This window comes from Pseudomonas sp. NPDC089743 (genome assembly GCF_044748785.1).
GTDB lineage: Bacteria > Pseudomonadota > Gammaproteobacteria > Pseudomonadales > Pseudomonadaceae > Aquipseudomonas > Aquipseudomonas putida_X.
In genome coordinates this window covers 35,916-58,774 of the sequence record NZ_JBIVGS010000023.1, presented here as the reverse complement: position 1 = coordinate 58,774, position 22,859 = coordinate 35,916, and the positions used below count along the sequence as shown (strand labels likewise).

The 22,859-nt window shown below is 60.7% G+C and carries 25 protein-coding genes and 2 pseudogenes; 12 read left to right on the top strand and 15 right to left on the bottom strand.

Going from position 1 to position 22,859, the window contains the following annotated elements; translation table 11 throughout:
- Positions 1–83: 83 nt before the first annotated feature.
- From tnpC to ACIPZC_RS25000, 3 genes and pseudogenes are all read right to left on the bottom strand, one after another.
- Positions 84–1,442 (bottom strand): annotated as a pseudogene (tnpC, locus tag ACIPZC_RS25010) (IS66 family transposase); the annotation flags it as partial.
- An 18-nt stretch (positions 1,443–1,460) separates the two neighbouring features.
- Entirely contained in the window at positions 1,461–1,820 is a 360-nt protein-coding gene (gene tnpB, locus ACIPZC_RS25005) for an IS66 family insertion sequence element accessory protein TnpB (RefSeq protein ID WP_010954006.1), read from the bottom strand.
- Between the two features lie 285 nt (positions 1,821–2,105).
- A complete protein-coding gene (locus ACIPZC_RS25000; RefSeq protein WP_400630163.1) occupies positions 2,106–2,687 on the bottom strand; it encodes a hypothetical protein in 582 nt (193 codons plus the stop codon).
- Between the two features lie 180 nt (positions 2,688–2,867).
- Between ACIPZC_RS25000 and rfbB the strand changes: the two genes are divergently transcribed.
- The 3 genes from rfbB (at position 2,868) to ACIPZC_RS24985 (ending at position 5,433) form a co-directional block, all read left to right on the top strand.
- Positions 2,868–3,938 carry a dTDP-glucose 4,6-dehydratase gene (gene rfbB, locus ACIPZC_RS24995; RefSeq protein WP_400630162.1) on the top strand — a complete coding sequence of 357 codons (1,071 nt, stop codon included), beginning with the start codon at positions 2,868–2,870 and terminating at the stop codon, positions 3,936–3,938.
- A gap of 94 nt (positions 3,939–4,032) precedes the next feature.
- Positions 4,033–4,914 (top strand): glucose-1-phosphate thymidylyltransferase RfbA, encoded by an 882-nt coding sequence (gene rfbA / locus ACIPZC_RS24990; RefSeq protein WP_400630165.1) that lies wholly within the window; start codon positions 4,033–4,035, stop codon positions 4,912–4,914.
- 186 nt (positions 4,915–5,100) lie between these two features.
- On the top strand, positions 5,101–5,433 hold the full coding sequence (locus ACIPZC_RS24985) for a ComEA family DNA-binding protein (protein ID WP_400630161.1): 333 nt from the start codon (positions 5,101–5,103) through the stop codon (positions 5,431–5,433).
- A 51-nt stretch (positions 5,434–5,484) separates the two neighbouring features.
- Here ACIPZC_RS24985 and ACIPZC_RS24980 read toward each other — a convergent pair whose 3' ends face one another.
- Entirely contained in the window at positions 5,485–5,652 is a 168-nt protein-coding gene (locus tag ACIPZC_RS24980; protein ID WP_400630159.1) for a DUF2897 family protein, read from the bottom strand.
- Positions 5,653–5,831: 179 nt separating this feature from the next.
- Between ACIPZC_RS24980 and pyrF the strand changes: the two genes are divergently transcribed.
- Both pyrF and ACIPZC_RS24970 read left to right on the top strand, forming a co-directional pair.
- The gene (gene pyrF, locus ACIPZC_RS24975; protein WP_400630157.1) at positions 5,832–6,533 is read left to right on the top strand and encodes an orotidine-5'-phosphate decarboxylase; all 702 of its coding nucleotides are present in this window, start codon (positions 5,832–5,834) and stop codon (positions 6,531–6,533) included.
- Between the two features lie 123 nt (positions 6,534–6,656).
- Positions 6,657–7,853, top strand: a complete 1,197-nt coding sequence (locus ACIPZC_RS24970) for an O-antigen ligase family protein (RefSeq protein WP_400630156.1) — start codon at positions 6,657–6,659, stop codon at positions 7,851–7,853.
- Here ACIPZC_RS24970 and ACIPZC_RS24965 read toward each other — a convergent pair.
- Positions 7,850–8,740, bottom strand: coding sequence for a glycosyltransferase (locus ACIPZC_RS24965; RefSeq protein ID WP_400630154.1), 891 nt, complete (start codon positions 8,738–8,740; stop codon positions 7,850–7,852). The two genes, ACIPZC_RS24970 and ACIPZC_RS24965, sit on opposite strands and share 4 nt — an antisense overlap.
- A gap of 486 nt (positions 8,741–9,226) precedes the next feature.
- Here ACIPZC_RS24965 and ACIPZC_RS24960 point away from each other — a divergent pair, with 486 nt between their 5' ends.
- Both ACIPZC_RS24960 and ACIPZC_RS24955 read left to right on the top strand, forming a co-directional pair.
- Entirely contained in the window at positions 9,227–9,508 is a 282-nt protein-coding gene (locus tag ACIPZC_RS24960) for a hypothetical protein (protein ID WP_267821922.1), read from the top strand.
- Positions 9,509–9,522: 14 nt separating this feature from the next.
- Complete coding sequence (locus ACIPZC_RS24955) at positions 9,523–9,786, top strand: DUF3077 domain-containing protein (RefSeq protein ID WP_241802943.1); 264 nt, start codon at positions 9,523–9,525, stop codon at positions 9,784–9,786.
- A gap of 123 nt (positions 9,787–9,909) precedes the next feature.
- Here the strand turns inward: ACIPZC_RS24955 and kdsA are convergent, their stop codons facing one another.
- From kdsA to ACIPZC_RS24940, 3 genes are all read right to left on the bottom strand, one after another.
- The gene (kdsA, locus tag ACIPZC_RS24950) at positions 9,910–10,752 is read right to left on the bottom strand and encodes a 3-deoxy-8-phosphooctulonate synthase (RefSeq protein ID WP_349976083.1); all 843 of its coding nucleotides are present in this window, start codon (positions 10,750–10,752) and stop codon (positions 9,910–9,912) included.
- 36 nt (positions 10,753–10,788) lie between these two features.
- Positions 10,789–11,631: a lipopolysaccharide kinase InaA family protein gene (locus ACIPZC_RS24945; RefSeq protein ID WP_400630151.1), complete on the bottom strand. Its 843-nt coding sequence runs from the start codon at positions 11,629–11,631 to the stop codon at positions 10,789–10,791.
- A 137-nt stretch (positions 11,632–11,768) separates the two neighbouring features.
- Positions 11,769–12,770 carry an NADP-dependent oxidoreductase gene (locus ACIPZC_RS24940; protein ID WP_241802946.1) on the bottom strand — a complete coding sequence of 334 codons (1,002 nt, stop codon included), beginning with the start codon at positions 12,768–12,770 and terminating at the stop codon, positions 11,769–11,771.
- Between the two features lie 281 nt (positions 12,771–13,051).
- On the opposite strand from ACIPZC_RS24940, the gene ACIPZC_RS24935 reads away from it, so the two are divergent.
- The 3 genes and pseudogenes from ACIPZC_RS24935 (at position 13,052) to ACIPZC_RS24925 (ending at position 15,955) form a co-directional block, all read left to right on the top strand.
- Positions 13,052–13,813: an SDR family oxidoreductase gene (locus tag ACIPZC_RS24935; protein WP_349976085.1), complete on the top strand. Its 762-nt coding sequence runs from the start codon at positions 13,052–13,054 to the stop codon at positions 13,811–13,813.
- 201 nt (positions 13,814–14,014) lie between these two features.
- Positions 14,015–15,094: pseudogene (locus tag ACIPZC_RS24930) on the top strand (HAMP domain-containing protein); the annotation flags it as partial.
- On the top strand, positions 15,074–15,955 hold the full coding sequence (locus ACIPZC_RS24925; RefSeq protein WP_400630164.1) for a methyl-accepting chemotaxis protein: 882 nt from the start codon (positions 15,074–15,076) through the stop codon (positions 15,953–15,955). The pseudogene ACIPZC_RS24930 and the gene ACIPZC_RS24925, both read left to right, overlap by 21 nt.
- 60 nt (positions 15,956–16,015) lie before the next feature.
- Here ACIPZC_RS24925 and ACIPZC_RS24920 read toward each other — a convergent pair whose 3' ends face one another.
- Positions 16,016–17,206, bottom strand: coding sequence for a benzoate/H(+) symporter BenE family transporter (locus ACIPZC_RS24920; RefSeq protein ID WP_400630150.1), 1,191 nt, complete (start codon positions 17,204–17,206; stop codon positions 16,016–16,018).
- Positions 17,207–17,351: 145 nt separating this feature from the next.
- Between ACIPZC_RS24920 and ACIPZC_RS24915 the strand changes: the two genes are divergently transcribed.
- Complete coding sequence (locus tag ACIPZC_RS24915) at positions 17,352–17,954, top strand: glutathione S-transferase family protein (protein WP_267821935.1); 603 nt, start codon at positions 17,352–17,354, stop codon at positions 17,952–17,954.
- Positions 17,955–18,163: 209 nt separating this feature from the next.
- On the opposite strand, the gene ACIPZC_RS24910 is transcribed toward ACIPZC_RS24915, so the two are convergent.
- The 5 genes from ACIPZC_RS24910 to ACIPZC_RS24890 all read right to left on the bottom strand — a co-directional run bounded on the left by ACIPZC_RS24910 (position 18,164) and on the right by ACIPZC_RS24890 (position 20,866).
- Positions 18,164–18,535 carry a glutaredoxin gene (locus tag ACIPZC_RS24910; protein WP_241802952.1) on the bottom strand — a complete coding sequence of 124 codons (372 nt, stop codon included), beginning with the start codon at positions 18,533–18,535 and terminating at the stop codon, positions 18,164–18,166.
- Between the two features lie 57 nt (positions 18,536–18,592).
- On the bottom strand, positions 18,593–19,138 hold the full coding sequence (folE, locus tag ACIPZC_RS24905) for a GTP cyclohydrolase I FolE (RefSeq protein WP_241802953.1): 546 nt from the start codon (positions 19,136–19,138) through the stop codon (positions 18,593–18,595).
- A 70-nt stretch (positions 19,139–19,208) separates the two neighbouring features.
- Entirely contained in the window at positions 19,209–19,769 is a 561-nt protein-coding gene (locus tag ACIPZC_RS24900) for a Smr/MutS family protein (RefSeq protein WP_241802954.1), read from the bottom strand.
- A 96-nt stretch (positions 19,770–19,865) separates the two neighbouring features.
- On the bottom strand, positions 19,866–20,186 hold the full coding sequence (locus ACIPZC_RS24895) for a hypothetical protein (protein WP_400630148.1): 321 nt from the start codon (positions 20,184–20,186) through the stop codon (positions 19,866–19,868).
- A gap of 89 nt (positions 20,187–20,275) precedes the next feature.
- The gene (locus ACIPZC_RS24890; protein WP_012313346.1) at positions 20,276–20,866 is read right to left on the bottom strand and encodes a cysteine hydrolase family protein; all 591 of its coding nucleotides are present in this window, start codon (positions 20,864–20,866) and stop codon (positions 20,276–20,278) included.
- Between the two features lie 179 nt (positions 20,867–21,045).
- Between ACIPZC_RS24890 and prmB the strand changes: the two genes are divergently transcribed.
- Positions 21,046–21,954 carry a 50S ribosomal protein L3 N(5)-glutamine methyltransferase gene (gene prmB / locus ACIPZC_RS24885; protein WP_241802956.1) on the top strand — a complete coding sequence of 303 codons (909 nt, stop codon included), beginning with the start codon at positions 21,046–21,048 and terminating at the stop codon, positions 21,952–21,954.
- 80 nt (positions 21,955–22,034) lie between these two features.
- Here prmB and ACIPZC_RS24880 read toward each other — a convergent pair whose 3' ends face one another.
- Positions 22,035–22,823, bottom strand: a complete 789-nt coding sequence (locus ACIPZC_RS24880; protein WP_400630146.1) for a hypothetical protein — start codon at positions 22,821–22,823, stop codon at positions 22,035–22,037.
- Positions 22,824–22,859 lie beyond the last annotated feature (36 nt).

Below are 22,859 nucleotides of genomic sequence, written 5' to 3'. Positions count from 1 at the left end.
ACTACGAAGCCTTGCTGCCATGGAACTGCTCGCCAGAGATACCACGGTAAGCTGAGGCCCTATCTTTTAGAAGGTGGGGTTCATGGATCGCACTCGAACAACCAGTTCTTTCTCCCGATGACAAACGGGCGGATCGCACGTTCGGCTGCGTTGTTGTCCATCGGCAAGTAGCCGTGCTCGACGTAGCGTTCCAATTTGCTCCAGTTGCTGGCCAAGTAACCGATGGCCTTGCCCAAGGCATTCTGCGTCGTGACCTGAGGTTGCGTTTTCTCTACCCAGTTTTTCAGCTGAGTCAGCAATGGCAGGCTGCGCTTCATGCGGGCAACCTTACGATCTTCGTCGTCACTGTCCTTCAAGTCGCGCTCGACGCCATAGAGCTTATTGATCAGATTCAATGCGATGTCAGCGCGTCCTGTTTTGCCCTTGGGCTGTACTTTCTGCGCTTCGACGAACTTGCGGCGCGCGTGCGCCCAGCAGCCCAATCGCTCCAGTCCGTCCTGTGCAGCCAGCGCGTTGTAACCGGCGTAGTCGTCGGTCATGACATAGCCGCGATAGCCGTCCAGCAGGCGCACCGGCACCTCCTGCGCTCGGCTGGTGGCGTAGTCGAAAAGGATCACCGGGCGATCAGGTGGGCCGCCGGTTTGTACCCACATCCAGGATTGGCTGCTGGGCTCACGCCCCGGCTCTTTCAACACCTGCACACGTGTTTCATCACAGTGGATGATCCGACTGTACAACAGGCTTTCGCGCATCAGATTCAGCAGCGGCTGAAAGTGCTCGCTGCATTGAATCACCCAGCGTGCCAGGGTTTGGCGCGGGATATCGATACCGTGCCGCCCCAGCACTTTTTCGAAGCGGTGAAGCGGCAAGCCGTCTACGTATTTGGTGGTCAGCAGCATGGCCAGCACACTCGGGCTGGTCATGCTTTTCTCGATCATCTGGGCGGGCTTGTCCGCGGTTACGGGCACTGACTCGCAGTCCCGGCAGCCGTACACCTTGCGAACATGCTTGATGACGCGAATCTGCATCGGGACGATTTCAAGCTGTTCGCTGACTTCTTCACCGATGGCATGTTTGCGGCAGCCACAAGCGCAGGTCAGTTCATGCTCGGGCAGTTCGTGGACAACTTCGATACGCGGCAAATCAGCCGGCAGCGGCTTGCGCTTGCCACGGCGTTTGGTCGGCGCAACGACTTCCTCGTCGCCAGCCTCATCCAAGGACTCGGCAAGGCTTTCCGCTTCGTCGAAGAGTGGCAATTGTGGTGTCGCCGCATCGCCTGTTTGCTCGGTCTTGCGCCCGAACAAGCGCTGGCGCAACAGCGCAACTTCCTCTTCGAGATGAACGATCTTGCCCTTGTCGGACGCGCGCTCGTTGATCATCTGCTCAAGCAGTTGCTTGAGCAGAACAGGATCGTCAGGGAGGTTTTCGGGCATGGAAATCATGCCGCGGATTATACCGAATCAGGCGACGTATCGAGGCGTCAAAACCTGATGCGGACGGTTGCGCCAGAGGTCGAAGCCATCGAGTAGCCAGTTCAGTTCCTGAACGGTCAGGACAATGGCGACGTCAGTCGGATCGGGTGAAGTTTTGAAACGTTCGGACTCCAGGCGTTTGAGCCAGAGGCAGAAGCCGTTGCGTTCCCAATACAGGATCTTCACGCGGTTGCGCGGCTTGTTGAGGAAGACGAAAAGCACTGGGTCGAACACCGCCACCTTGATATCGAGTTCGACCAGCGCGGCCAGGCCATCGATGGATTTTCGAAAGTCGACAGGCTTGGGGTAGAGGTACACTTTTTCGACTTTGGCGTCGGGTCGCATCATGGTCGGCGAGCTCCAGAAAGAAATCGGGAGCACAGCATCGGGGATCAGGTAAGCGCTTTAAATGTGGGGTTCATGGAGCGCTTACGTTCAATTGACCAAGTAGCTTGCACTATCCAAATTGCGGATGACTAGAAGATAGCTAACAGCTATATGCGAGTTTGACTTTAATCCCGGCGGACGTAGCAAAAAGTCCTAAAATCCGTTGGTTTTGTTTAAGTCCTTAATCCTGAGTGTCAACTAAATTTCGAGACTTCACTGTTGCACGGCGAGGTGGCCGTTTAATCCCTAAAAGTTGGGGCTTTCAGGTGCTGGAACTGCTTTGTTTTGGCCTACCTCAGTCCCAATGCTAGAACTTGAGAAAGTTACTAAGTAACGGCCTAGATCTCCGGGGTCTCGTGCGAAATTAACAGCGCCGCCCTCTGTGTTCCACTTGTAGGCGTCAGCCTCATACGAAGCGCCCGACTGTAGTTTTACCCATTGAGTAGCACTTGTGGCAGGCTTGCCGAGTTTGTCCGTGAGCATCTCTTTTACTAGATACAAGTTATTAGCATTACCGGTCAACACTAGCTGAGTGACAGTGCCATCATTCACCGTGGCGAACAATTTATAGCCCGGCGAAATTGGCAAATACGGCAGTCCTCGCACCTCAAATTCCCCCGCTTTGTTGGTAGCAACCCGGCAAGGCTCGTCAGGGCGTTCATCCCCTGCTGCACATTCTGGCACCTCGGCTATGAAATTGCCCTGCAGGTCAACACCCAAGAACGCGCTCGGTGCGATAACTTGGTCAACAACCTGCGTGGACTGAGCCCATACAGATGCGGAAGCAAACACGGCCGCAAGAACGACCGATTGAGAAATATACGGCATGGACGATCCCTGTGAGCCAAAATGGCTTTCCCTGAGAGGAATTCGTATTTTGCCCCGCCGGCGATGACAGAACAACTGCCAAAAGCGTGAACGACGTCTTACCGGCACACTCCCATCCCATTCCCGTCTAGAATTGCGCCATCAATCGTCAACCATCAGCCACGAGAAGCGTTCAACCCTATGACAATCCTGGTAACCGGCGGCGCCGGCTTCATTGGTGCGAATTTCGTGCTGGACTGGGTAAGCCAGTCCAGCGAGACCATCGTCAACCTGGACAAGCTGACCTACGCCGGCAACTTGCAGAGCCTGGCCAGCCTGGAGGGCAACCCTCAGCATGTGTTCGTGCACGGCGATATCGGTGATGGCCCGCTCGTGCAACGCCTGCTGGCCGAGCATAAGCCGCGTGCAGTGCTCAACTTCGCCGCGGAGTCGCACGTCGACCGCTCTATCCATGGCCCGCAGGCCTTCGTTGAAACCAACGTTGTAGGCACGTTCCAGCTGCTGGAGGCTGTGCGTGGTTATTGGCAGGGCCTGGATGAGGAAGCGCGCGCGGCCTTCCGCTTCCTTCATGTTTCAACCGATGAGGTCTATGGCTCGCTGAAAGCCGGTGAGCCTGCCTTCACCGAAACCCATCAGTACCAGCCCAACAGCCCGTACTCCGCAAGCAAGGCGGCCAGCGACCACTTGGTGCGTTCCTATCACCACACCTACGGGCTGCCGGTGCTGACCACCAATTGCTCGAACAATTACGGCCCACTGCATTTCCCCGAAAAGCTGATCCCGCTGATCATCGTCAACGCCCTGGCCGGGAAGGCGCTGCCCGTGTACGGCGATGGTCAGCAAATTCGCGACTGGCTTTACGTCAAGGACCATTGCAGCGCCATCCGCCGTGTGCTGGAAGCAGGGCAGGTGGGTGAGGTGTACAACGTAGGTGGCTGGAATGAGATGCCCAACTTGGACATCGTCCACCGTGTGTGTGCGCTGCTCGATGAGCTCCGCCCGCGGACCGATGGGCAGCCCTATGCCAGCCAGATCAGCTTTGTCACCGACCGCCCTGGCCACGACCGCCGCTATGCGATCGATGCCCGCAAGCTGGAGCGTGAGCTGGGTTGGAAGCCGGCCGAAACCTTCGAAACCGGCATTCGTAAAACCGTGCAGTGGTACCTGGATAACCAGGCCTGGGTCGAAGGCGTGCAGTCGGGCAGCTACCGTGAATGGGTCGAGAAGAATTACACCGGGCGCTCGGTGTAAAGGCGCTGAAAGTGGATGGCTACCCTATAATGGCAAAAAGATGGCTGGCAAATAGCCACGGACGCCTGACAGAGATTTACAACCTATGAGCACTATCAACCGCAAAGGCATCATCCTCGCCGGGGGCTCGGGCACACGCCTGCACCCTGCCACGCTGGCGATTTCCAAGCAGTTGCTGCCGGTTTACGACAAGCCGATGATCTATTACCCGCTCACCACGCTGATGCTGGCGGGTATTCGCGACATCCTGATCATCTCTACCCCGCAGGACACGCCGCGCTTCGAGCAGTTGCTAGGGGATGGTCATCAGTGGGGCATCAACATTACTTACGCGGTGCAGCCTTCGCCAGACGGGCTGGCACAGGCCTTCATCATTGGCGAAGACTTCATTGGCAACGACCTTTCAGCGTTGGTGCTGGGCGATAACATCTTCTACGGCCATGACTTCCAGGCCTTGTTGCTCGAAGCCATGGGCCGGCGCGAAGGCGCCAGCGTTTTCGCTTACCACGTGACCGACCCCGAACGGTATGGCGTGGTGGAGTTCGACGGCCAGGGCAAGGCCCTGAGCCTGGAAGAAAAGCCCACACAGCCGAAGTCCAACTACGCCGTGACAGGCCTGTACTTCTACGATCAGGACGTGATCGAGATGGCCAAAGGGCTCAAGCCCTCACCGCGAGGCGAACTGGAGATCACCGACCTCAACCGCTTGTACCTTGAGCGTGAGCAGTTGTCGGTGGAGGTGATGGGGCGTGGGTATGCCTGGCTCGATACCGGCACCCATGATTCCCTCCTTGAAGCCAGCGGTTACATTGCCACCATCGAGCGCCGCCAAGGCTTGAAGGTCGCCTGCCCAGAAGAAGTGGCTTACCGCCAGCGCTGGATTGATGCAGAGCAGTTGGCCAGGCTGGCCGCGCCGCTTACCAAGAACGGCTACGGGCAGTACTTGCAACGGGTGCTGCGCGACACGATCTTCTGACAGTGAACGTTCTGTGCACGCCTGCTGTGGGAGCTTTTACCCGGCAGGCATGCAACATGCTGTGACGTCTAATCTGGTAACCATTCCCCGGCGGCGACCGCTGGGCGAATGGCCTGCGAGCCGCTAGTTTGAGTGGGCAGCCAAGGAGCTTGCTGCATTCAAACTCACCTCACAGGAGTGACCTTCATGCGCAATACCGTTCTCAGTTATCTGCTGATGCCGCTGTTTGCCGGCCTGTCGTTTTCGATCAGCGCGGCGCCTGCTACGGCCACTGTACCGAAGGAACCGGTGCCGATGGTCAGCCAGTTGCCTGCCACCCCAGCCAAGCTCAATCTCAATACAGCCGATGCGCTGACCTTGCAGAAGGAGCTCAATGGTATCGGCAAGGCCAAGGCCGAGGCCATTGTGGCTTATCGGGAGGCCCACGGTGCGTTCACTTCAGTGGATGAATTGTTGGAGATCAAAGGGATTGGCAATGCGCTGATGGAGCGCAATCGGGACAAATTGGCAGTCGAGTAGGGGAGTGGGCCGGGGCGGCGTGTCGCCTGCCCCGGCCTCATCGCTTGCAACCTAGCGGTCTTGCGCATCCTTGGCATCGGCCTCGGCGTTGCGCTCGTGTACCTTCTTCAATTGTTCCTCGGTCAATGGCAGTTTCTTTGCCGTATCGCGCAACATCATCAACCCGCCCACGATCGAGCCAAGGGCTAAGATGAGTATCAGCCAGGCATACCAGGGCATTGTCGTTCTCCTATGCGCTTTGAGGCTTCGCCAGTACCCATTTTGAGCGACCGCGTTGCCCGTTGGTTCAATTATAGGAGGGGTGCTCCGCCGGGCCAATTCTGATGGCCTGTGGCCCCCAAGGCGAGGCGACTTCGTTTACAATGCGCGCCGTTTACGAATTACCAAGAGACCCCACCATGTCCGCCTGCCAGACGCCCCTGATCGTCGCCCTGGATTTCCCCACCCGTGACGCCGCCCTGAAGCTGGCTGACCAACTCGACCCCGCACTGTGCCGGGTAAAGGTTGGCAAGGAGCTGTTCACCAGCAGCGCTTCGGGCATTGTCGAAACCCTCTGCGCGAAAGGCTTCGAGGTGTTCCTCGACCTTAAATTCCATGACATCCCCAACACCACTGCCATGGCCGTTAAAGCCGCGGCCGAAATGGGCGTGTGGATGGTCAACGTGCACTGCTCCGGTGGCCTGCGCATGATGTCGGCCTGCCGCGAAGTCCTGGCCAAGCGTAGCGGCCCCCAGCCCTTGCTGATTGGCGTGACCGTGCTGACCAGCATGGAGCGTGAAGACCTGGCCGGCATCGGCCTGGATGTAGACCCGCAAGAGCAGGTGTTGCGCCTGGCTGCGCTGGCCGAGAAGGCTGGCATGGACGGGTTGGTGTGCTCGGCATTGGAAGCACCGGCGTTGAAAGCTGCACACCCCTCGTTGCAACTGGTGACGCCTGGCATTCGCCCAGCCGGCAGTGCCCAGGATGACCAGCGTCGCATCCTGACCCCGCGCCAGGCACTGGATGCAGGCTCGGACTACCTCGTGATCGGGCGGCCGATCAGCCAGGCGGCAGACCCGGCAGCGGCATTGGCGGCGGTGGTCGCAGAGATTCGCGGCTGAGATAGGAACGAGGGCGGCAATGCCGCTCTCGCTCAAAGAATGGCGATTTGTCACGGTTGCAGGCATCACGCAACTGAAATCGCGTAGGACATAGGGAATGAGCCCTCCGCATGAGTATGTTAGATGTCAGTTGATGTTTCGGATCAGAGCCCGGTTCAGCGCTTTGGAAGCCTGATTGGTACTTACCTGCTGCCCGTAGGCTGGTTCATCATTCTTACGGGAATGTTCTGGGCTTGGGACCGCACTGCTTATCACAAGCTTTTTTATATTTTTCTGGCGGCACCAACGCTTGTGATACTGATCAGGCAGCGGCACCTGCTCAAACCGCTGGTTTGCAATCCGCTGTTCTTGGCGTTCCTGGTTTTCAGTGGCTACACCCTTCTGAGCATCGCGTGGTCCGACACTGAAAACTCCACCAGCAGCTTGCTCAAGCGCCCGCTTTATATCGCGATGTTGCTATTGGCCGCAGGTATCATCAGCCTGCGCAGCCCGGAGCAATTGGATCGATGGACGCGCTTGGCCGCTATAGTGGTTGCGGTGGCGGCGGGTGTGTCATTGGTAGTTTTTCTCTACCAAACCCCCGTATTGGCAGGCAGGCGCCTGAATGGCTACGGTGCGTTGTATAACCCGTTGCTGACGGCGCATGTATTCGGCGCCTTCGCTGCATTCTGGCTCGCATCTTGGTTCCAGGCGCGTAGTGCGCTCAGCCCATTGCCTTTGGTTTGCCTCGCCGTGCTGGGAATGGCAATCCTGGCGACCGGGTCCCGCACGCCGTTGATAGGCCTGGCAGCAGCCTTGGGTTGGTTGTTGATCGTCGGTGATCGTCGACGCACCGGGCTGGCATTGACTGTGGTCGGTCTCGTAGCGGTCAGTGTGGTACTGCTCTACCCTGAAGCGATTACCCAGCGTGGTGTCTCGCACCGCCCGGCCATCTGGCTGGACTCACTGCGCCAGATCAGCGAACACCCATGGCTGGGCCACGGCTTCGATTCGCCGATGACAATCATCATTCCGGGCTTGGGCAAGACGCTTGCCGACCCGCATAACATCGAGCTTGGAGTGCTTTACGCGGGTGGGGTCGTTGGCTTGGTGCTGTGGATGGCGCTTTACGCCTTGGCCATGTACTTCTGCTGGGTTTACCGCAAACACCCAGGTGTGATGATTGCGGCAACCTGGCTGATCTTCGGCTTCGCTTCGGGCCTGACCGAAGGCAGTGCCTTCATGTCGCGCCCGAAGGAGCATTGGTTTCTGATCTGGATTCCAATGGCCCTGGTCTATGGCCAATCACTGATCCACTGGAAGCGCAGCCGCTCTGCTTAAGAGCTGACCATCCGCCATATACCGCGCAAGGTCTTGCGGTTCCAGTATTTGAGCGGGATCTCCGATAGGATTTCCCGGCTCAATGCCTTATCGCGGTTGGCATACTTGAGCACCATGGAGTTGCGGAACCTCATGCACACCTGCTCATATTGCGGGTGGTCGCTGAACACTGCAAAGGTGCGCAGCACGTTGTCCACCATGAAGCGGCCGTTCTTGAAGGTGTTGGTCGGGTGGTCGCGGTACTGCGCCAGCACCTCGCCCAGTACGTCGATGAAATAACCGGCACGTGCGATCGACAGTTCGATATACACGTCTTCCAGGCGGATATCGGCATTGAACCCCCCCACTTTTTCCAGCGCCTCACGGCGCAGCATCAGTGTGGCTGCCATTGGCCCTGGCTTGCGGTCGAGGAAAAGGTCGTCGAAGTCCAGGCGGCGGAAGGGCAGGTTGCGATTGCGCTGCTCGCGGGCGCCCATCACGTTGCCGTTCTGGTCGATGGTTTCGATGTTGGCCGAGCAGATGCCTACCTCGGGCTTGCCGTTCATGTACTCCACCTGGGTGGCAATACGATGGGGCAGCATTATGTCGTCTGAACCGAAAGGCACGATCAGGTCGCCCTTGGCGCGTGCAATCGCGTCGTTGAGGGTGCGTGCCAGGCCCTGGTTGGCCTGGAAGCGCAGATCGAAGCCATGCTGTTCCTGAAGCCGCTTGAGCACTGCTGGGCTTTCGTCCTTGGAGCCGTCATCCACCACCAGAAGCTCGATGTTCTTGTAGGTCTGGTTGATGACGCTGTTGATGCTTGCCTCGATGTAGCGCGCGTGGTTGTAGGACGCGATGATCACTGTCACCAACGGTGTGTCAGCAACGCCGTGATTCTTAGAACACATGTGAAATCCCTAGCTTTGAACCGTTTCTTTGAAGCCTTTATGCAGGCTACCCGCTGTTTTTTCTAAAGTGATGGCAATTCAGCATCTTATGCAGGTATAGGCCATTCTAAAGGAAGGGGGTCCCTAGGGATATGGTAGGCATGTTGCGGGCTGATACGTAGTGCGGATCCGGCAATTTGTTCAGAAATTTCCTACGAATCAGAGCTGGTGATGCCTAGCCTGACGAAATACCCTACATGTTCTGTCGACACGCGTCTGATTGTTCCTGGAAACACTGCCCTTTAGGCTTCTTGGGTCGCCGATTTTCAGCGATGCGGGCGTGGAAACCCGGACAATCTTCAAGTGCCTGTCGTAATGACAGCTGTATACGGGAGGCCGTCAGGCCTGCCGGGGTTCCTTGAAGACTCGGTTTTCCACCCCGTGTACAGTTGTCGCCCTTCGTGTGGAAACGGCGGTGGCAACTCCTTTAATCTTCAAGGAATTGCTATGAAAAAAATCGTCCCCGATCCACCCCATCATTTCGACCTTCCCTCCGACAAGACCCTCTCCAGCGCCATCAGCGAGCGCATCGTGCCGATCGATCACGTAGTCATGAACGTCACCCACTATTTGATGCTTGCCTACAACCACTGCCACATGGCCCTTTACGCGGTAGAAGACGAAGCCACCCGGGAGTTGATGGTAAACGGCCTGCGGGCCATGCAGATTGCCTGGGGTCAGTCGGATGCGCTGTCGCTGGCCTTGGAACGTACCAGCAGCCTGCATTAAGAGGGAGTAGAGCAATGACTAAGGACTTGAGCCATGTCACAGCAGGTGTGACCACGTTCTTCCAGGGTGAACACCAGACTCATCCCTTGTTCCGGATCGAGCCGGGAATACCTTGCCAGGATGCCCGTGAGCAGGCTTCGGAGCTGATGGGGTATGTGCGGGAGCTGACCATCATCGGGCTGATGGATGAGAAGCCGATGATGATCTGGGCTTCGCATTACCTGAGCGCCATGGCCAAGGCGCTGATGGATGATGCCGAGTTGGGGATGAAAGGCTGAGGCTGCCTGGCATAGATCTTCGGGCACTCGATTGCCGTCACGCCGCAATACCCACACCAAGCCCAAAAACAAAAAGGGCCGGTACGCGCGCGTACCGGCCCTTTCACATCACGCCAAAGCGACTCAACCAATAACCAGCGGCGGGAACGACTTCACCAGATCATCCAGCGCCTTGATCTGCGCCAGGAACGGCTCCAGCTTATCCAGCGGCAACGCGCTCGGGCCGTCGCACTTGGCCTGGTCCGGGTTCGGGTGGGCTTCCAGGAACAGGCCAGCCAGGCCAACGCCCATGCCGGCACGGGCCAGGTCGACCACCTGTTCGCGGCGGCCACCCGAAGCAGCACCCGAAGGGTCGCGGTTCTGCAGGGCGTGGGTTACGTCGAAAATGATCGGCAGGTCATCGCAGGTGCGCTTCATCACACCAAAGCCCAGCATGTCCACAACCAGGTTGTCGTAGCCCATGCAGGTACCGCGGTCGCACAGGATCAATTGGTCGTTACCCGCTTCCTTGAACTTCTGCACGATGTTCTGCATCTGCGAAGGGCTCAGGAACTGAGGCTTCTTGATGTTCACCGGCTTGCCGGTCTTGGCCAGCGCCACGACCAGGTCGGTCTGGCGGGCCAGGAACGCTGGCAGCTGCAGCACGTCGACCACTTCGGCCACTGGCGCGCACTGGTAGATTTCATGCACGTCGGTGATGATCGGTACGCCGAACTCGGCCTTCACCTTCTCGAAGATGCGCAGGCCTTCTTCCATGCCCGGGCCACGGTAGGAGTGGATCGAGGAACGGTTGGCCTTGTCGAAGCTGGCCTTGAACACGTAAGGAATGCCCAGCTTCTCGGTAACCCGCACGTATTCGGCGCAGGCGGTAAGGGCCAGGTCCTCGGACTCAAGGACGTTGATACCGCCGAACAGCACGAACGGGGCGGTATTGGAACATTCGATGTTCTGGGTGATCTTGATCATTTTCTACTCTATGAAGTCTGGGGTAGCCATGGCGCTCTACCAACGACTTTCGAGTACACCGCTGGTGAAGATTTCGCGGCGCTTCAGGCGCCCGATTTCCTCATGCTTGGCAAGCGCGTACACCCGGTTGAAGGCTGCGCGTTGCACATCAGGGAAGTACTCGGCCAGTGCGCATTCTACCGCAGCATCATAGTCCGCTTCGGTTATATAGCGGTAAATTTCTCGGTAGTAGAAAAAGCCGAACTGAAAGCCCAAGGTTTCGCTCATGTAAGCCGTGGGCCCGGAGAAGCTGTTCTCCAGGTCGATGGCCTGCGCTTTGCCTTCATCCGGAGGAAGCATGACATTGGCCGCCCACAGGTCCATGTGCGTGACACCCTGGCCGTGCAGGGCATGCAGCAGTTCGAAGGCTGCCTCGATCACCTGCTGGACTGCCTCGGGCCTTTGGCGCACTTTTGCCAGGCCATCCTGGTGCCCGCTCAGTAATTCTGTGATGAGGAAAAAATCCTGCATCACGCCGAAGCGGGAGCGGCTGTAGCCATACCCGACCAGCTTTGGCACCCGCGCACCGCGGCGGGCCGCTTCGCGGGTGTTGATCAGCTCTTCGAGGGACCAGTCATACATGCCGTTGCGCTTGGGCCGGCCACGCTGCATGCGCAGCTTTTTTTTCAGCGAATCGAGCTTTTCACGTTTGGTGAACAGCATGCTTTTTGGGCATTCAAGAGGAGCGCTGACCCGCTTGGCACTGGCGCTTTGCTCGATCAGGCGTTCGAAGGCTTGCCGGGTATGCGGGGCAATGGGGGCTTGGAGGTGCAGGGTGGTGTCGCGATGGCGCAGAGTGTGAGGGTATTCGTTTTGCCAGATCTGTGAATCGCCAACCACACCTTCATTCCTCGTAGTATCAAATAGCCATGGATAGTGGATCCAATACTACAGTTTTTTCACATTTTTCGTACAGGTTCTTAACGATACTTAACCTGAAACTGTGCTAAGGGGCCGCGTGAGCGGCCCCTTGTAGTTCAAACCTTCAACACCAGCTTGCCGAAGTTTTCGCCGCTGAACAGCTTGAGCAGGGTTTCTGGGAAGGTCTCCAGCCCCTCGACCACATCCTCCTTGCTCTTGACCTTGCCAGTGGCCAGCCAGCCGGCGATTTCCTGGGCAGCCTTGCCGTACTCTTTGGCGTGGTCCATCACCACGAAACCTTCCATGCGTGCACGGTTCACCAGCAGCGCCAGGTAGTTGGCCGGGCCTTTGACGGCTTCTTTGTTGTTGTATTGGCTGATCGCGCCGCAGATCACGATGCGCGCCTTGAAGTTGATGCGGGTAAGCACAGCGTCGAGGATCTCGCCGCCGACGTTGTCGAAGTACACGTCAACGCCCTTGGGGCATTCGCGCTTCAGGCCGGCCAGCACGTCTTCGGCCTTGTAGTCGATGACGCCGTCGAACCCCAGTTCATCCTTGAGGTACTGGCATTTCTGCGCGCCGCCGGCAATGCCCACCACGCGGCAGCCTTTGATCTTGGCTATCTGGCCGACGATGCTGCCTACGGCGCCGGCGGCACCGGAGATGACCACGGTGTCACCGGCCTTTGGCTGGCCGACGTCGAGCAGGGCGAAGTAGGCGGTCATGCCGGTCATGCCCAGGGCCGAGAGGTAGCGGGGCAGGGGGGCAAGGTTGGGGTCGATCTTGTGCAGGCCCTGGGGCTCGCCGGTGAAGTAGTCCTGCACGCCGAGGGCGCCGCTGACATGGTCGCCGGGTTTGAAGTCGGGGTGGTTGGAGGCCACCACTTCGCCTACGCCCAGGGCGCGCATGACCTGGCCGAGTGCCACGGGTGGGATGTACGACTTGCCTTCATTCATCCAGCCGCGCATGGCCGGGTCCAGCGACAGGTACAGGTTGCGTACCTGGATTTGACCTTCGCCGGGTGCATCGGCAGGGACCGTCTCGAAGGTGAAATCGTCACGGCGCACGGCGCCAGTGGGGCGTTTGGCCAGCAGGAAACGGCGGTTGGTCTGGGTCATGGCGGGGGTCCTTGTGGGCAGGAAGCAGAGGGGTAAATTTAACGTGGTGATGCCAACAGGTCTGCAAAATCACTGGTAAGCATGGTAGCTCAACCGCTGGCTTGATGATGCTGCCCAGTGAGGGAGAAGGCTGACTAGACTTCGACTGCAGAAGTGTGGGGCTGTTGCAGGGCCTTATGGGGGCTGCGCTGGCGAGCGCTGCGCGCTCGATCGCCGGCAAGCGCGGCTCCCACATCTACCTCACATCACATTGAAAATCGCACTCATTATTGGAGCACTCGATGAGCATGACCTTTTCCGGCCAGGTAGCACTGGTCACTGGCGGTGCGGCGGGTATCGGCCGGGCGACGGCGCTGGCATTTGCAGGGGAGGGCCTCAAGGTGGTGGTGGCCGACCTCGACCCGGTCGGTGGTGAGGGCACCGTGGCGTTGATCAACGAGGCTGGTGGGCAGGCCATGTTCGTGGCCTGTGACGTGACCCGTGACGCTGATGTGCGCCGGCTGCATGAGCAGGTCATCCAGGCCTACGGTCGGCTGGACTACGCCTACAACAATGCCGGTATCGAGATCGAGCAGGGGCGCCTGGCCGAGGGCAGCGAGGCAGAGTTCGATGCCATCATGGGCGTCAACGTCAAAGGGGTGTGGCTGTGCATGAAGTACCAGCTGCCGCTGTTGCTGGCCCAGGGTGGCGGGGCGATCGTCAACACCGCCTCGGTGGCAGGCTTGGGTGCGGCGCCTAAGATGAGCATCTATAGCGCGTCCAAGCATGCGGTGATCGGCCTGACCAAATCGGCCGCCATCGAATATGCCAAGAAGGGCATCCGGGTGAATGCGGTGTGCCCGGCGGTGATCGATACCGACATGTTCCGCCGCGCCTACGAGGCGGACCCGCGCAAGGCCGAGTTCGCGGCCGCAATGCACCCGGTGGGGCGCATCGGCAAGGTCGAGGAAATCGCCAGTGCCGTGTTGTACCTGTGCAGTGATGCGGCGGCGTTCACGACCGGGCACAGCCTGACGGTGGATGGCGGGGCCACGGCTATCTGACCTGCAACCAGCACATCGATGTCGTTCATGGGCAAGGGTCCCGCGCTGGGGCCTTGTTTTCGCATGTGTGGCGACCTTCAGCACGCTGATTGCGACACGCTCATAGCTATTTGACACTATTGGCCACTTCAGCCCTTGTGAGTCCCGCGCAATCATTGCCACGCTTGGCCTTTGGCTAATCCTCAGAGCAGGGGGCGGCATATGGAGACGAGCAGGCGGGGTTTTCTGGCCAACCTGGGTATGGCCCGCAAGCTGGGCCTGGGCTTTGCCTTGGTACTGCTGCTGACGTTGGCGGTGGCGGCTATCGGCATTGCTGCGCTGTACAGCGTCGGCCAGCATTTCGGCGGCCTGCGCCAGCTGGGCCAGTTCAATACCGACCTGCTCAAGTTGCGCCAGCATGAACAGGCCTTTGCCCTGCGCTCCGATATCAAGGAGGCAGAGGCTTTGCGCAGCGGCCTGCACAACCTCAGCGAACGTGCCCGCAGCCTGCCGGCTCTGGCGGCGGCCGAAGCGGACCTGGCGGCGTATGGCCAGGCTTTCGAAGCCTTTGTCGAAGCGGTGCAGGCCAAGGAGCTGGCGCTGGACACGGCCAGTTGGTCGGTCTCGAGCGTGGCCAACAACCTTGATGTATTGCAGGCCGGCCTGGCCGATGATGGCACCTACACGCTCAAACAATCACAAGGCCAGCAAGGCGGGGAGTTCCTGGAGCAGGCCGCGCAGGTGGCCCAGGTATCTCGCTTGATGCTGCAGGCCATGGACGAGGCGCGTGTGCGCCTGGACCAGAGCCGCAAGGGCGAGGAAGGTGCAGGCGCAGGGCGCATCGCCCAGACCGTTGAAGCGGCAGGGCTGGTCGAGCAGCTCAAGGCGGCAGTTGGCGATGCGGGCTACCAGAGCGTGCTGGGCGAGGTGCAGGGGCATATCGCCGGCTTCTCGGACAAACTCAATGAATACACCGACCTGCTCGCTAAAGAGCAGGGTATCAAGGCGCAGCTGCAGGCGAGTGCCGAGCAGGCCACGCAGCGGGTCGACCGGGCTTATGCGGCGGACGAGCAAGCGATGCAGGGTGAGCTGACGCGCAATGCCTTGGCCATTGCCTTGGCTACCGGGCTGGCGCTGCTGGTGGGTGTACTGGCGGGGTGGTTGATCACGCGGGCGGTGGTCGGCCCGCTCAAACGGGTGATTGGCCGGGCCCAGCGCATCGCTGCCGGGGAGTTGAGCCTGGACGCGGAAGCTGCGCGCAACGATGAAGTGGGCCAGTTGATGCAGGCGATGCAGCAGATGGCTGCCGGGCTGTCGGGCATCGTCAGCGGCTTGCAGCAAGGCATCGAGCAACTGGCTGGCAGTGCCCAGGCGCTGTCTGCGGTGACGGAGCAGACCAACCGCGAAGTGGGCAGCCAGAAGGAAGAGACCGAGCAAGTGGCTACCGCCATGCAGCAGATGACCGCCACCGTGCACGATGTGGCGCGCAATGCTGAAGAGGCAGCACTGGCGGCGCAGGCTGCTGACGAGAAGGTTGATTCGGGCCAGGTGGTGGTGCGCCAGAGCATGCAGCGGATCGAGCAACTGGCGGCGGCGGCGGAGGCGGCCAGCGCTGGTATCGACAGCCTGAGCGCCGAGATCCACACCATTGGCGATGTGCTGGAAGTGATCAAGAGTGTCGCCGAGCAGACCAACCTGCTGGCGCTCAATGCCGCCATCGAAGCGGCGCGGGCGGGCGAGCAGGGGCGTGGTTTTGCTGTGGTGGCCGATGAGGTGCGGGCGCTGGCGCGGCGTACCCGCCAGTCCACCGAGGAGATCGAGCGGTTGGTTGCCAGCCTGCGCGGCAATGCCCAGCAGTCGGTGGCGCAGATCCGTGGCAGTACCGACCTGGTACGCCTGGCGGTGGCCGATGCGCTGCAAACCGAAAGCGCCTTGGGCAGTATTGCGGCGGCGGTGTCTTTGATTCAGCAGATGAACCAGCAGATTGCTGCGGCGGCAGAGCAGCAGAGCTCGGTGGCTGAGGAGATCAGTCGCAGCGTTACCCAGATCCGTGGGAGTGCCGATCAGGCGGCGTTGGCCATGCAGGGCAACGCCCGGTCAAGTATCGAGTTGGCGCAGTTGGGCAGTGACCTGAAGGGGATGGTGGGGCATTTCCGTTTGTGATCGTCTGTACCGGCCCTATCGCCAGCAAGCCGGCGATGGGGCTGGCACAGCCCCCTTCGATCACCCCCTGCGCGGGCTGAGAATCAGCAGGGTCAGCACCCCCGCCACAATCCCCCAGAATGCCGAGCCAATCGAAAACAGGGTCAACCCCGAAGCCGTGACCATGAAGGTGATCAGCGCGGCCTCTCGCTCGCGCGCCTCACCCATCGCCACCGTCAGGCCGTTCATGATCGAGCCGAACAGCGCCAATGCCGCAATCGACAGCACCAGCTCCTTCGGCAATGCAGCGAACAACGCCGCCAGGGTGGCGCCGAACACCCCGGCAATGCCGTAGAAAATCCCGCACCACACTGCTGCTGTATAGCGCTTGGCAGGGTCTTCATGAGCATGCGGCCCAGTGCAGATCGCCGCGCTGATGGCCGCCAGGTTGACCCCGTGCGAGCCGAACGGCGCCAGCAGCAGTGAGGCAAAGCCCGTGGCTGAGATCAATGGCGAGGCCGGCACCTGATAACCATCGGCACGCAACACGGCCACGCCCGGCATGTTTTGCGAGGTCATGGCCACCACGAACAGTGGGATGCCGATGCTGATGGTCGCGGCCAGCGAGAAGCTGGGTGTGGTCCACACCGGGGTGGCCACTTCCAGCTGGAAGCCGCTGAAGTCCAGCAAGCCCAGTGCGCCGGACAGCGCCGTGCCCACCAGTAACGCTGCCAGCACGCAGTAGCGTGGCGACAGGCGTTTGACCAGCAGGTAACTGAAGAACATGCCCAGCACCAGCAGCGTGCGGTGCTGCGCGGCGACGAAGATTTCACTGCCGATCTTGAACAGGATGCCGGCCAGTAAGGCCGAGGCCAGTGATGCCGGGATACGTTTGACCAGGCGTTCGAAGCTGCCGGTCAGGCCGCAGACGAGCACCAGCACGGCACAGGTGATGTAGGCACCGATGGCTTCACCGTAGCTGACCCCGCCCAGACTGGTGATCAACAGCGCAGCGCCGGGCGTCGACCAGGCTACGGTGATCGGGGTGCGGTAGCGCAGTGACAGGCCGATGCTGCAGACCGCCATGCCGATGGACAGGGCCCAGATCCACGACGAGATCTGCGCCGTCGAAAGGCCCGCGGCCTGGCCAGCCTGGAACATCAGCACCAGCGAGCTGGTGTAGCCGGTGAGCATGGCGATGAAGCCGGCGACGACGGCCGACGGTGAGCTGTCTGCCAGGGGCCGCAGGCGTGCGGAGGTGGCATCGGTCATGGGGTGAGTCCTTGTCCATGTGTAAGCAGTTTTTGCAGACTAACGCGCGCTGGATTGATCCTTGCGATACAGCGGGCATTGCTTTTAGCCGTACAGTCGCCAACTATTGGGCACGATTGCGCAACTGCATGGGAGGGAAGGGGCGATGTACAAGGTCTATGGCGACTACCAGTCGGGCAACTGTTACAAGGTCAAGCTGATGCTCAGCCTGCTGGACAGCCCTTATGAATGGCATCCGGTGGATATCCTCAAGGGCGAGACCCAAACGCCTGAATTTCTGGCGATGAACCCCAATGGCAAGGTGCCGGTGCTGCAGCTGGAGGACGGCACCTGCCTGTGGGAGTCCAACGCCATTCTCAATTTCCTGGCAGATGGCAGCGAGTACCTGCCCAGCGAGCCGCGCTTGCGTACCCAGGTACTGCAGTGGCAGTTTTTCGAGCAGTACAGCCATGAGCCGTACATAGCCGTGGCGCGGTTCATCCAGTTCTACCTGGGGTTGCCTGATGAGCGTGTGGACGAATACCGCAAGCTGCACAAGGGCGGCTACAAGGCATTGAAGGTGATGGAGCGGCAGTTGCAGATGACGCCGTATCTGGTGGGCGAGCAGTATTCGATTGCCGATGTGGCGTTGTATGCCTACACCCATGTGGCGCATCAGGGTGGGTTTGACCTGGCAGAGTACCCGGGGGTGCGGGCTTGGTTGGACCGGGTGGCAGCGCATCCTCGGCATGTGCCGATGGTGGGCTGAGGCATTACCGGCCCTATCGCCGGCAAGCCGGCTCCCACATGGTTTTGCGCCGGCTTTTAGAGAGTGGGCAAGACGGTTGCTTGCACAGGTAAAGCGCAGGCCTTGAGCACTGCGCGGTAGCGGTGCGAGCAACTGCCTTACCTTATCCCTGGAAGCCAACACCATCCGTGTGGGAGCCGGCTTGCCGGCGATCGGGCCAATACGGTGTATCAGGCCGACGCGAAGCGCTTGTCCAGGTAGGCAATGATTGCCTTGGACTCATACATCCAGGTCACATTGCCTTGCTCTTCAATGCGCAAGCACGGCACTTTCACCCGGCCGCCACCTTCGAGCAGCGCCTGGCGGTGCTCCGGGTCGTTCTTGGCATCGCGCAACGCCACTGGCACATTCAGGCGGTGCAGGGTGCGGCGGGTTTTCACGCAGAACGGGCACGCATGGAACTGGTACAGCGCAAGGCCCTTGGCCTGCTGCTCGACCTGCGCCTGGGCCGCGGCATCACGCTTGCGCTTGGCCGGGCGGCTGATCAGGTCGCCGAACACGATGAGCTGGCCGAGGCCGACCCGCAAGGCTTTGACGATCATCTGCAACTCCTGAAAAGAAAAAGCCGACCCACAGGGCCGGCTCGGGTCACGCGCCGATCATTTGATCAGGCCGAGGAACTCCATGCGCGTGGCCGGGTTGTCGCGGAATTCGCCAAGCATCACCGAAGTGAGCATGGTCGAGTTCTGCTTCTCCACACCGCGCATCATCATGCACATGTGCTTGGCTTCGATAACGACCGCTACGCCGGCAGCGCCGGTCACCTGCTGCACGGCATCGGCGATCTGGCGGCTGAGGTTTTCCTGGATCTGCAGGCGGCGGGCGTACATGTCGACGATCCGCGCGACCTTGGACAGGCCCAGTACCTTGCCCTTGGGCAGGTAGGCCACGTGCGCCTTGCCAATGAACGGCAGCATGTGGTGTTCGCACATCGAATACAGCTCGATGTCCCGGACCAGCACCATTTCGCTGTTGTCGGAGGTGAACAGTGCGCCGTTGGTCACTTCTTCCAGCGTCTGCTCATAACCGCGGCAAAGGTACTTCATGGCCTTTGCAGCCCGCTTGGGCGTGTCGAGCAGGCCCTCACGGGAGACGTCCTCGCCGATCTGGCTGAGGATCTCGGTGTAGTTCTGTTCCAGGGACATGTATCTACCTGTGGGAAAAAATCGCAAAAACGAAGGTTACGGCGGCAAAGCCTGCGCTGCAAGCGCGGCGTTACTCGTCGCGGCCTTCCATCATGGTTCGTTTGAGCATTACGTACACGGCACCGGTGCCGCCATGGCGAGCCTGGCAGGAGGTGAAACCGAGCACCTGCGGGTGCTGGCGCAGCCAGGTGTTGACGTGGCTCTTGATCATTGGGCGCTTGCCATCCAGGCGTGCGGCCTTGCCGTGGGTCACGCGCACGCAGCGTACTTCCAGCTTGGTAGCCTCGGCAATGAACGCCCACAGGGTTTCGCGGGCCTTCTCGACCGTCATGCCGTGCAGGTCGAGGCTACCCTCGAAGGCGATTTGGCCGAGTTTGAGCTTGCGCAGCTGGGTTTCCTGCACGCCGTCGCGGCGCCACATCAACTCGTCTTCGGCACCCACGTCGATCACGAACTGGTCGGACAGCCCGTCGATCACCAACGTCTGGTCACTGCGCACGGTCGCCGCCTGGCGCAGGCCAGCCAGCTGCTTGCGGTCAGCCTTGGGTTTGCCGACCTCGGCACGGTCGTGCTTGATCGGCTTGACGCCGCGCACCTCGGCGCTGAACAGGGAAAAATCGTCGTCTTGCATGGTGCCTCCACGTGGGCGGCGTAGTTTACGCGATCAACCCTGTGGCGTCAGCAATGCCCCTGCCCTCGGCCGGGCAGGGGCGCTTGGGCAAAGCGTTCAGTCGTGCTTCTTCATCAGGTGCGGCGACATGTTCAGCTCCCGCCCGCGGCGCAGGCGAATGCGGCTGCGCCGCCAGAAGCGCACGCCCAGGTACAGCAGCAACAGCCCGGCCACGCTCAGGGTAATCGAAAGCGGGCGGTTGGCATTGAACTCGGCAAAGGCTGGGTAATTACCCAGCAGCCCAGCGATGCCGGCCATGGCCAGCAGCACACCGAAGGTGGCTAGCAGCGCCGACAGGCCGGCGGCCAGGCGGGCGCCCCAGTTGCTTGGTTGGCGCTGGCGCAGGCGTTTGGCGTCGAAACTGCCTTTGAGTTTCATTCCGATTTCCTCTGTGGATATCCGGAATTCGACCCGCAACCGGCCCCCTGGTTCCGCCCGGCTGCCGGGCGGTGGTCAGCTCGCCAGGCTCAGATCAGGCTGGCGGTGGGGGCGACGCAGGCGAAGTTGTCGGCCATGACGGCCATTTCGCACTCGTGAATCTGCGCAGCGGGAATCACGCGGTCTTTCAAGGCCAGGTCGCGGGTCGCCGAAGCGTCTTGCACCAGGGTGCAACGATAACCATAGTCCTTGGCCCGGCGTACGGTGGTGCTGACGCTGGAATGGCTCATGAAGCCGCAGACGATCAGGTCCAGGTGCCCCAGCTCCTGCAGGGTTTCGTGCAGCTTGGTGTTCTTGAAGGCATTTGGCATGCGCTTTTCGATGATTATTTCACCGTCGCGTGGCTCCAGCCCCGGGATGAATTCACCGGCAGGGCCTTGTGGGTCGAAGCGACCGCCGACGGTACCGAGGTGGCGGACGTGGATGATCGGACGGCCAGCCTTGCGGGCGGCGTCGAGCAACCTGGCGATGTTGGCCACGGCCTCGTCCATGCCCGACAGCGCGAGCGGACCACTGAGGTACTCTTTTTGCGCATCGATGACGATCAGGCTGGCTTGGCTCAGCTTGGCCGGCGGGTAATCGCGACCAGTGAGGCGGAACATCGTGGTTGGAACGGACATCAAGGGCTCCTTGGAAGGGCTTTTGTATCGCTATTCTCCCTTGCCTTGGCGCCAATGGGAATGGTTGACAACCAAACCTGCGCAGTTACTGGCCTGTGGCTACCCGCCGGGCGATCCGCAGGAACATTTGTGCGGTGCGGGCTGTTAGACTTTTGTCCAGATATCAATAGGAGTACCCCGTGATCACATCTCGTCTGCGCACCCTGCGCGACCATATCCGCTGGGCAGTCAGCCGCTTCCACGAGCACGAGCTGTTTTTCGGCCATGGTGCCGACAACGCCTGGGATGAAGCCCGCCTGCTGGTGCTGGGCGCCGTGCACCTGCCGTGGGAAATCGCCGACAGCTACCTGGATTGCCAGCTTGAGGACGACGAGCGTGTACGCCTGCAGCACCTGCTCAAGCGCCGTATCGAAGACCGTGTACCCACGGCATACCTGTTGGGTGAGGCGTGGTTCTGCGGTATGTCATTCATCGTGGACGAGCGTGTGCTGGTACCGCGTTCGCCGATCGGCGAGCTGATCGAAAATCGCTTCGAGCCGTGGCTGGCCAGCGAGCCTGCGCGCATTCTCGACCTGTGCACCGGCTCGGGTTGCATCGGTATCGTGGCGGCCGAGGTGTTCCCCGAGGCCGAGGTGGTGTTGGCCGACCTGTCCTTCGAAGCGCTTGAAGTGGCCAACCAGAACATCGAACGCCATGGCCTGGACGAGCGTGTGTACACGGTGCAGGGCGACGGCTTTGCGGGCCTGCCGGGGCAGCGCTTCGACCTGATCCTGTCCAACCCGCCGTATGTCGATGCCGAGGACTTCGGCGACATGCCGGCCGAGTATCACCACGAGCCGAAGATGGGCCTGGCCTGCGGCAACGATGGCCTGGACCTGGTGCGGCGCATGTTGGCCGAGGCGGCCGAGCACTTGACTGAGAAGGGCCTGCTGATTGTCGAGGTGGGCAATAGCCAGGTGCATGTCGAGCAACTGTACCCGGAGGTCGACTTCGCCTGGCTGGACTTCGAGCGCGGTGGGCATGGGGTGTTCATGCTGACGGCAGAGCAGTGCCGGCAGCATCAGGAACTGTTCAAGGCCCGCCTCTGATCGGGGCTTGACGGGATAGGGGCATGCCCAGGTTGCACGGTCTCAACCGCTGCAACACCCGTGGCATGCACCCGCCCGCGCTAGCGGGTGGCAATCCAGATCAGCAACCCTGCCTGGAACACCGCGAACGCCACCAGGCAGGTAATGGTAAAGCGCAGCCCGCTATCCTCGCGGCGGTACTTGGCCACCCGCTCATCGCGCTCGCGCAGTTGCGCTTCCTTTTCCAAAAGGTTCTGCTCGGCCTGCTGCAGCATCCCGGCCGCTTCGAGCATGGTCACCCGTTGCACTTTCTCACTGTTCCAGCCGCCCTTGAGCTGCCCGACGGTGGCCTCCACCGTGCGGCCTTTGAGGTGCTGCCCGTCGGTGTACTCGACCTCAAGGCCGGTCGCGGTCAGGAAGCGGTCGCGGCGCAGGCGCGTGTCCTCGTTCAGCGCGTCCTTGTTCGGCAGCGCCACGCCTTCAATGTGGTAATGCGGCCACTTGCGCTGCAACCACTGCACCGCCTGGGCCAGCATGAAGCGCCCCAGGCCGCGGTTCAGTGGCTCCAGCTGCAGACCGCTGTCGCTGCCGAGGCTCACCCGCCGCTCGAGGTGGTCCACCCGCACATCCAGTTGGTTCTGCTCCTTGCGCACCTTCTGCCCGGGCAGGCGGATTTCCATGCGCAGCAGGCTGTGCGCCTTGTCGTGGCGCTCGGCGTGGCCGAACTCGACGAAACGCAGCGGCCGTGCGCCGCTGTTGCGGTCGGTAGGCAGCGGCGCCAGGCGCAGCAGCTGAAAGTGTTCTACTGCCAGGTCAGCCCAGGGCAGCACGGGGCTGTCCGGGGCTTGCGGCTCTTCGGCCGGCTCTACGGCGGCGGGGGCGTCGGTCATCAGGGCGTTCTCACATGCAAGCCAATACCTAGCTTA

Excerpts from the sequence above, each read along its gene's own strand:
- rfbB (WP_400630162.1), top strand. The coding sequence starts at position 2,868 with ATGACAATCCTGGTAACCGGCGGCGCCGGCTTCATTGGTGCGAATTTC.
- ACIPZC_RS24925 (WP_400630164.1), top strand. The coding sequence starts at position 15,074 with ATGCAGGCGATGCAGCAGATGGCTGCCGGGCTGTCGGGCATCGTCAGC.
- ACIPZC_RS24890 (WP_012313346.1), bottom strand. The coding sequence starts at position 20,866 with ATGTCCGTTCCAACCACGATGTTCCGCCTCACTGGTCGCGATTACCCG.
- ACIPZC_RS24920 (WP_400630150.1), bottom strand. The coding sequence starts at position 17,206 with ATGACCGATGCCACCTCCGCACGCCTGCGGCCCCTGGCAGACAGCTCA.
- ACIPZC_RS24985 (WP_400630161.1), top strand. The coding sequence starts at position 5,101 with ATGCGCAATACCGTTCTCAGTTATCTGCTGATGCCGCTGTTTGCCGGC.
- ACIPZC_RS24965 (WP_400630154.1), bottom strand. The coding sequence starts at position 8,740 with ATGTGTTCTAAGAATCACGGCGTTGCTGACACACCGTTGGTGACAGTG.
- ACIPZC_RS24910 (WP_241802952.1), bottom strand. The coding sequence starts at position 18,535 with ATGATCGTCAAAGCCTTGCGGGTCGGCCTCGGCCAGCTCATCGTGTTC.
- kdsA (WP_349976083.1), bottom strand. The coding sequence starts at position 10,752 with ATGATCAAGATCACCCAGAACATCGAATGTTCCAATACCGCCCCGTTC.
- ACIPZC_RS24960 (WP_267821922.1), top strand. The coding sequence starts at position 9,227 with ATGAAAAAAATCGTCCCCGATCCACCCCATCATTTCGACCTTCCCTCC.
- ACIPZC_RS24915 (WP_267821935.1), top strand. The coding sequence starts at position 17,352 with ATGTACAAGGTCTATGGCGACTACCAGTCGGGCAACTGTTACAAGGTC.
- ACIPZC_RS24935 (WP_349976085.1), top strand. The coding sequence starts at position 13,052 with ATGAGCATGACCTTTTCCGGCCAGGTAGCACTGGTCACTGGCGGTGCG.
- ACIPZC_RS24880 (WP_400630146.1), bottom strand. The coding sequence starts at position 22,823 with ATGACCGACGCCCCCGCCGCCGTAGAGCCGGCCGAAGAGCCGCAAGCC.
- ACIPZC_RS24895 (WP_400630148.1), bottom strand. The coding sequence starts at position 20,186 with ATGAAACTCAAAGGCAGTTTCGACGCCAAACGCCTGCGCCAGCGCCAA.
- ACIPZC_RS24980 (WP_400630159.1), bottom strand. The coding sequence starts at position 5,652 with ATGCCCTGGTATGCCTGGCTGATACTCATCTTAGCCCTTGGCTCGATC.
- ACIPZC_RS24970 (WP_400630156.1), top strand. The coding sequence starts at position 6,657 with ATGTCAGTTGATGTTTCGGATCAGAGCCCGGTTCAGCGCTTTGGAAGC.
- pyrF (WP_400630157.1), top strand. The coding sequence starts at position 5,832 with ATGTCCGCCTGCCAGACGCCCCTGATCGTCGCCCTGGATTTCCCCACC.
- ACIPZC_RS24900 (WP_241802954.1), bottom strand. The coding sequence starts at position 19,769 with ATGCAAGACGACGATTTTTCCCTGTTCAGCGCCGAGGTGCGCGGCGTC.
- ACIPZC_RS25000 (WP_400630163.1), bottom strand. The coding sequence starts at position 2,687 with ATGCCGTATATTTCTCAATCGGTCGTTCTTGCGGCCGTGTTTGCTTCC.
- ACIPZC_RS24940 (WP_241802946.1), bottom strand. The coding sequence starts at position 12,770 with ATGACCCAGACCAACCGCCGTTTCCTGCTGGCCAAACGCCCCACTGGC.
- ACIPZC_RS24955 (WP_241802943.1), top strand. The coding sequence starts at position 9,523 with ATGACTAAGGACTTGAGCCATGTCACAGCAGGTGTGACCACGTTCTTC.
- tnpB (WP_010954006.1), bottom strand. The coding sequence starts at position 1,820 with ATGATGCGACCCGACGCCAAAGTCGAAAAAGTGTACCTCTACCCCAAG.
- folE (WP_241802953.1), bottom strand. The coding sequence starts at position 19,138 with ATGTCCCTGGAACAGAACTACACCGAGATCCTCAGCCAGATCGGCGAG.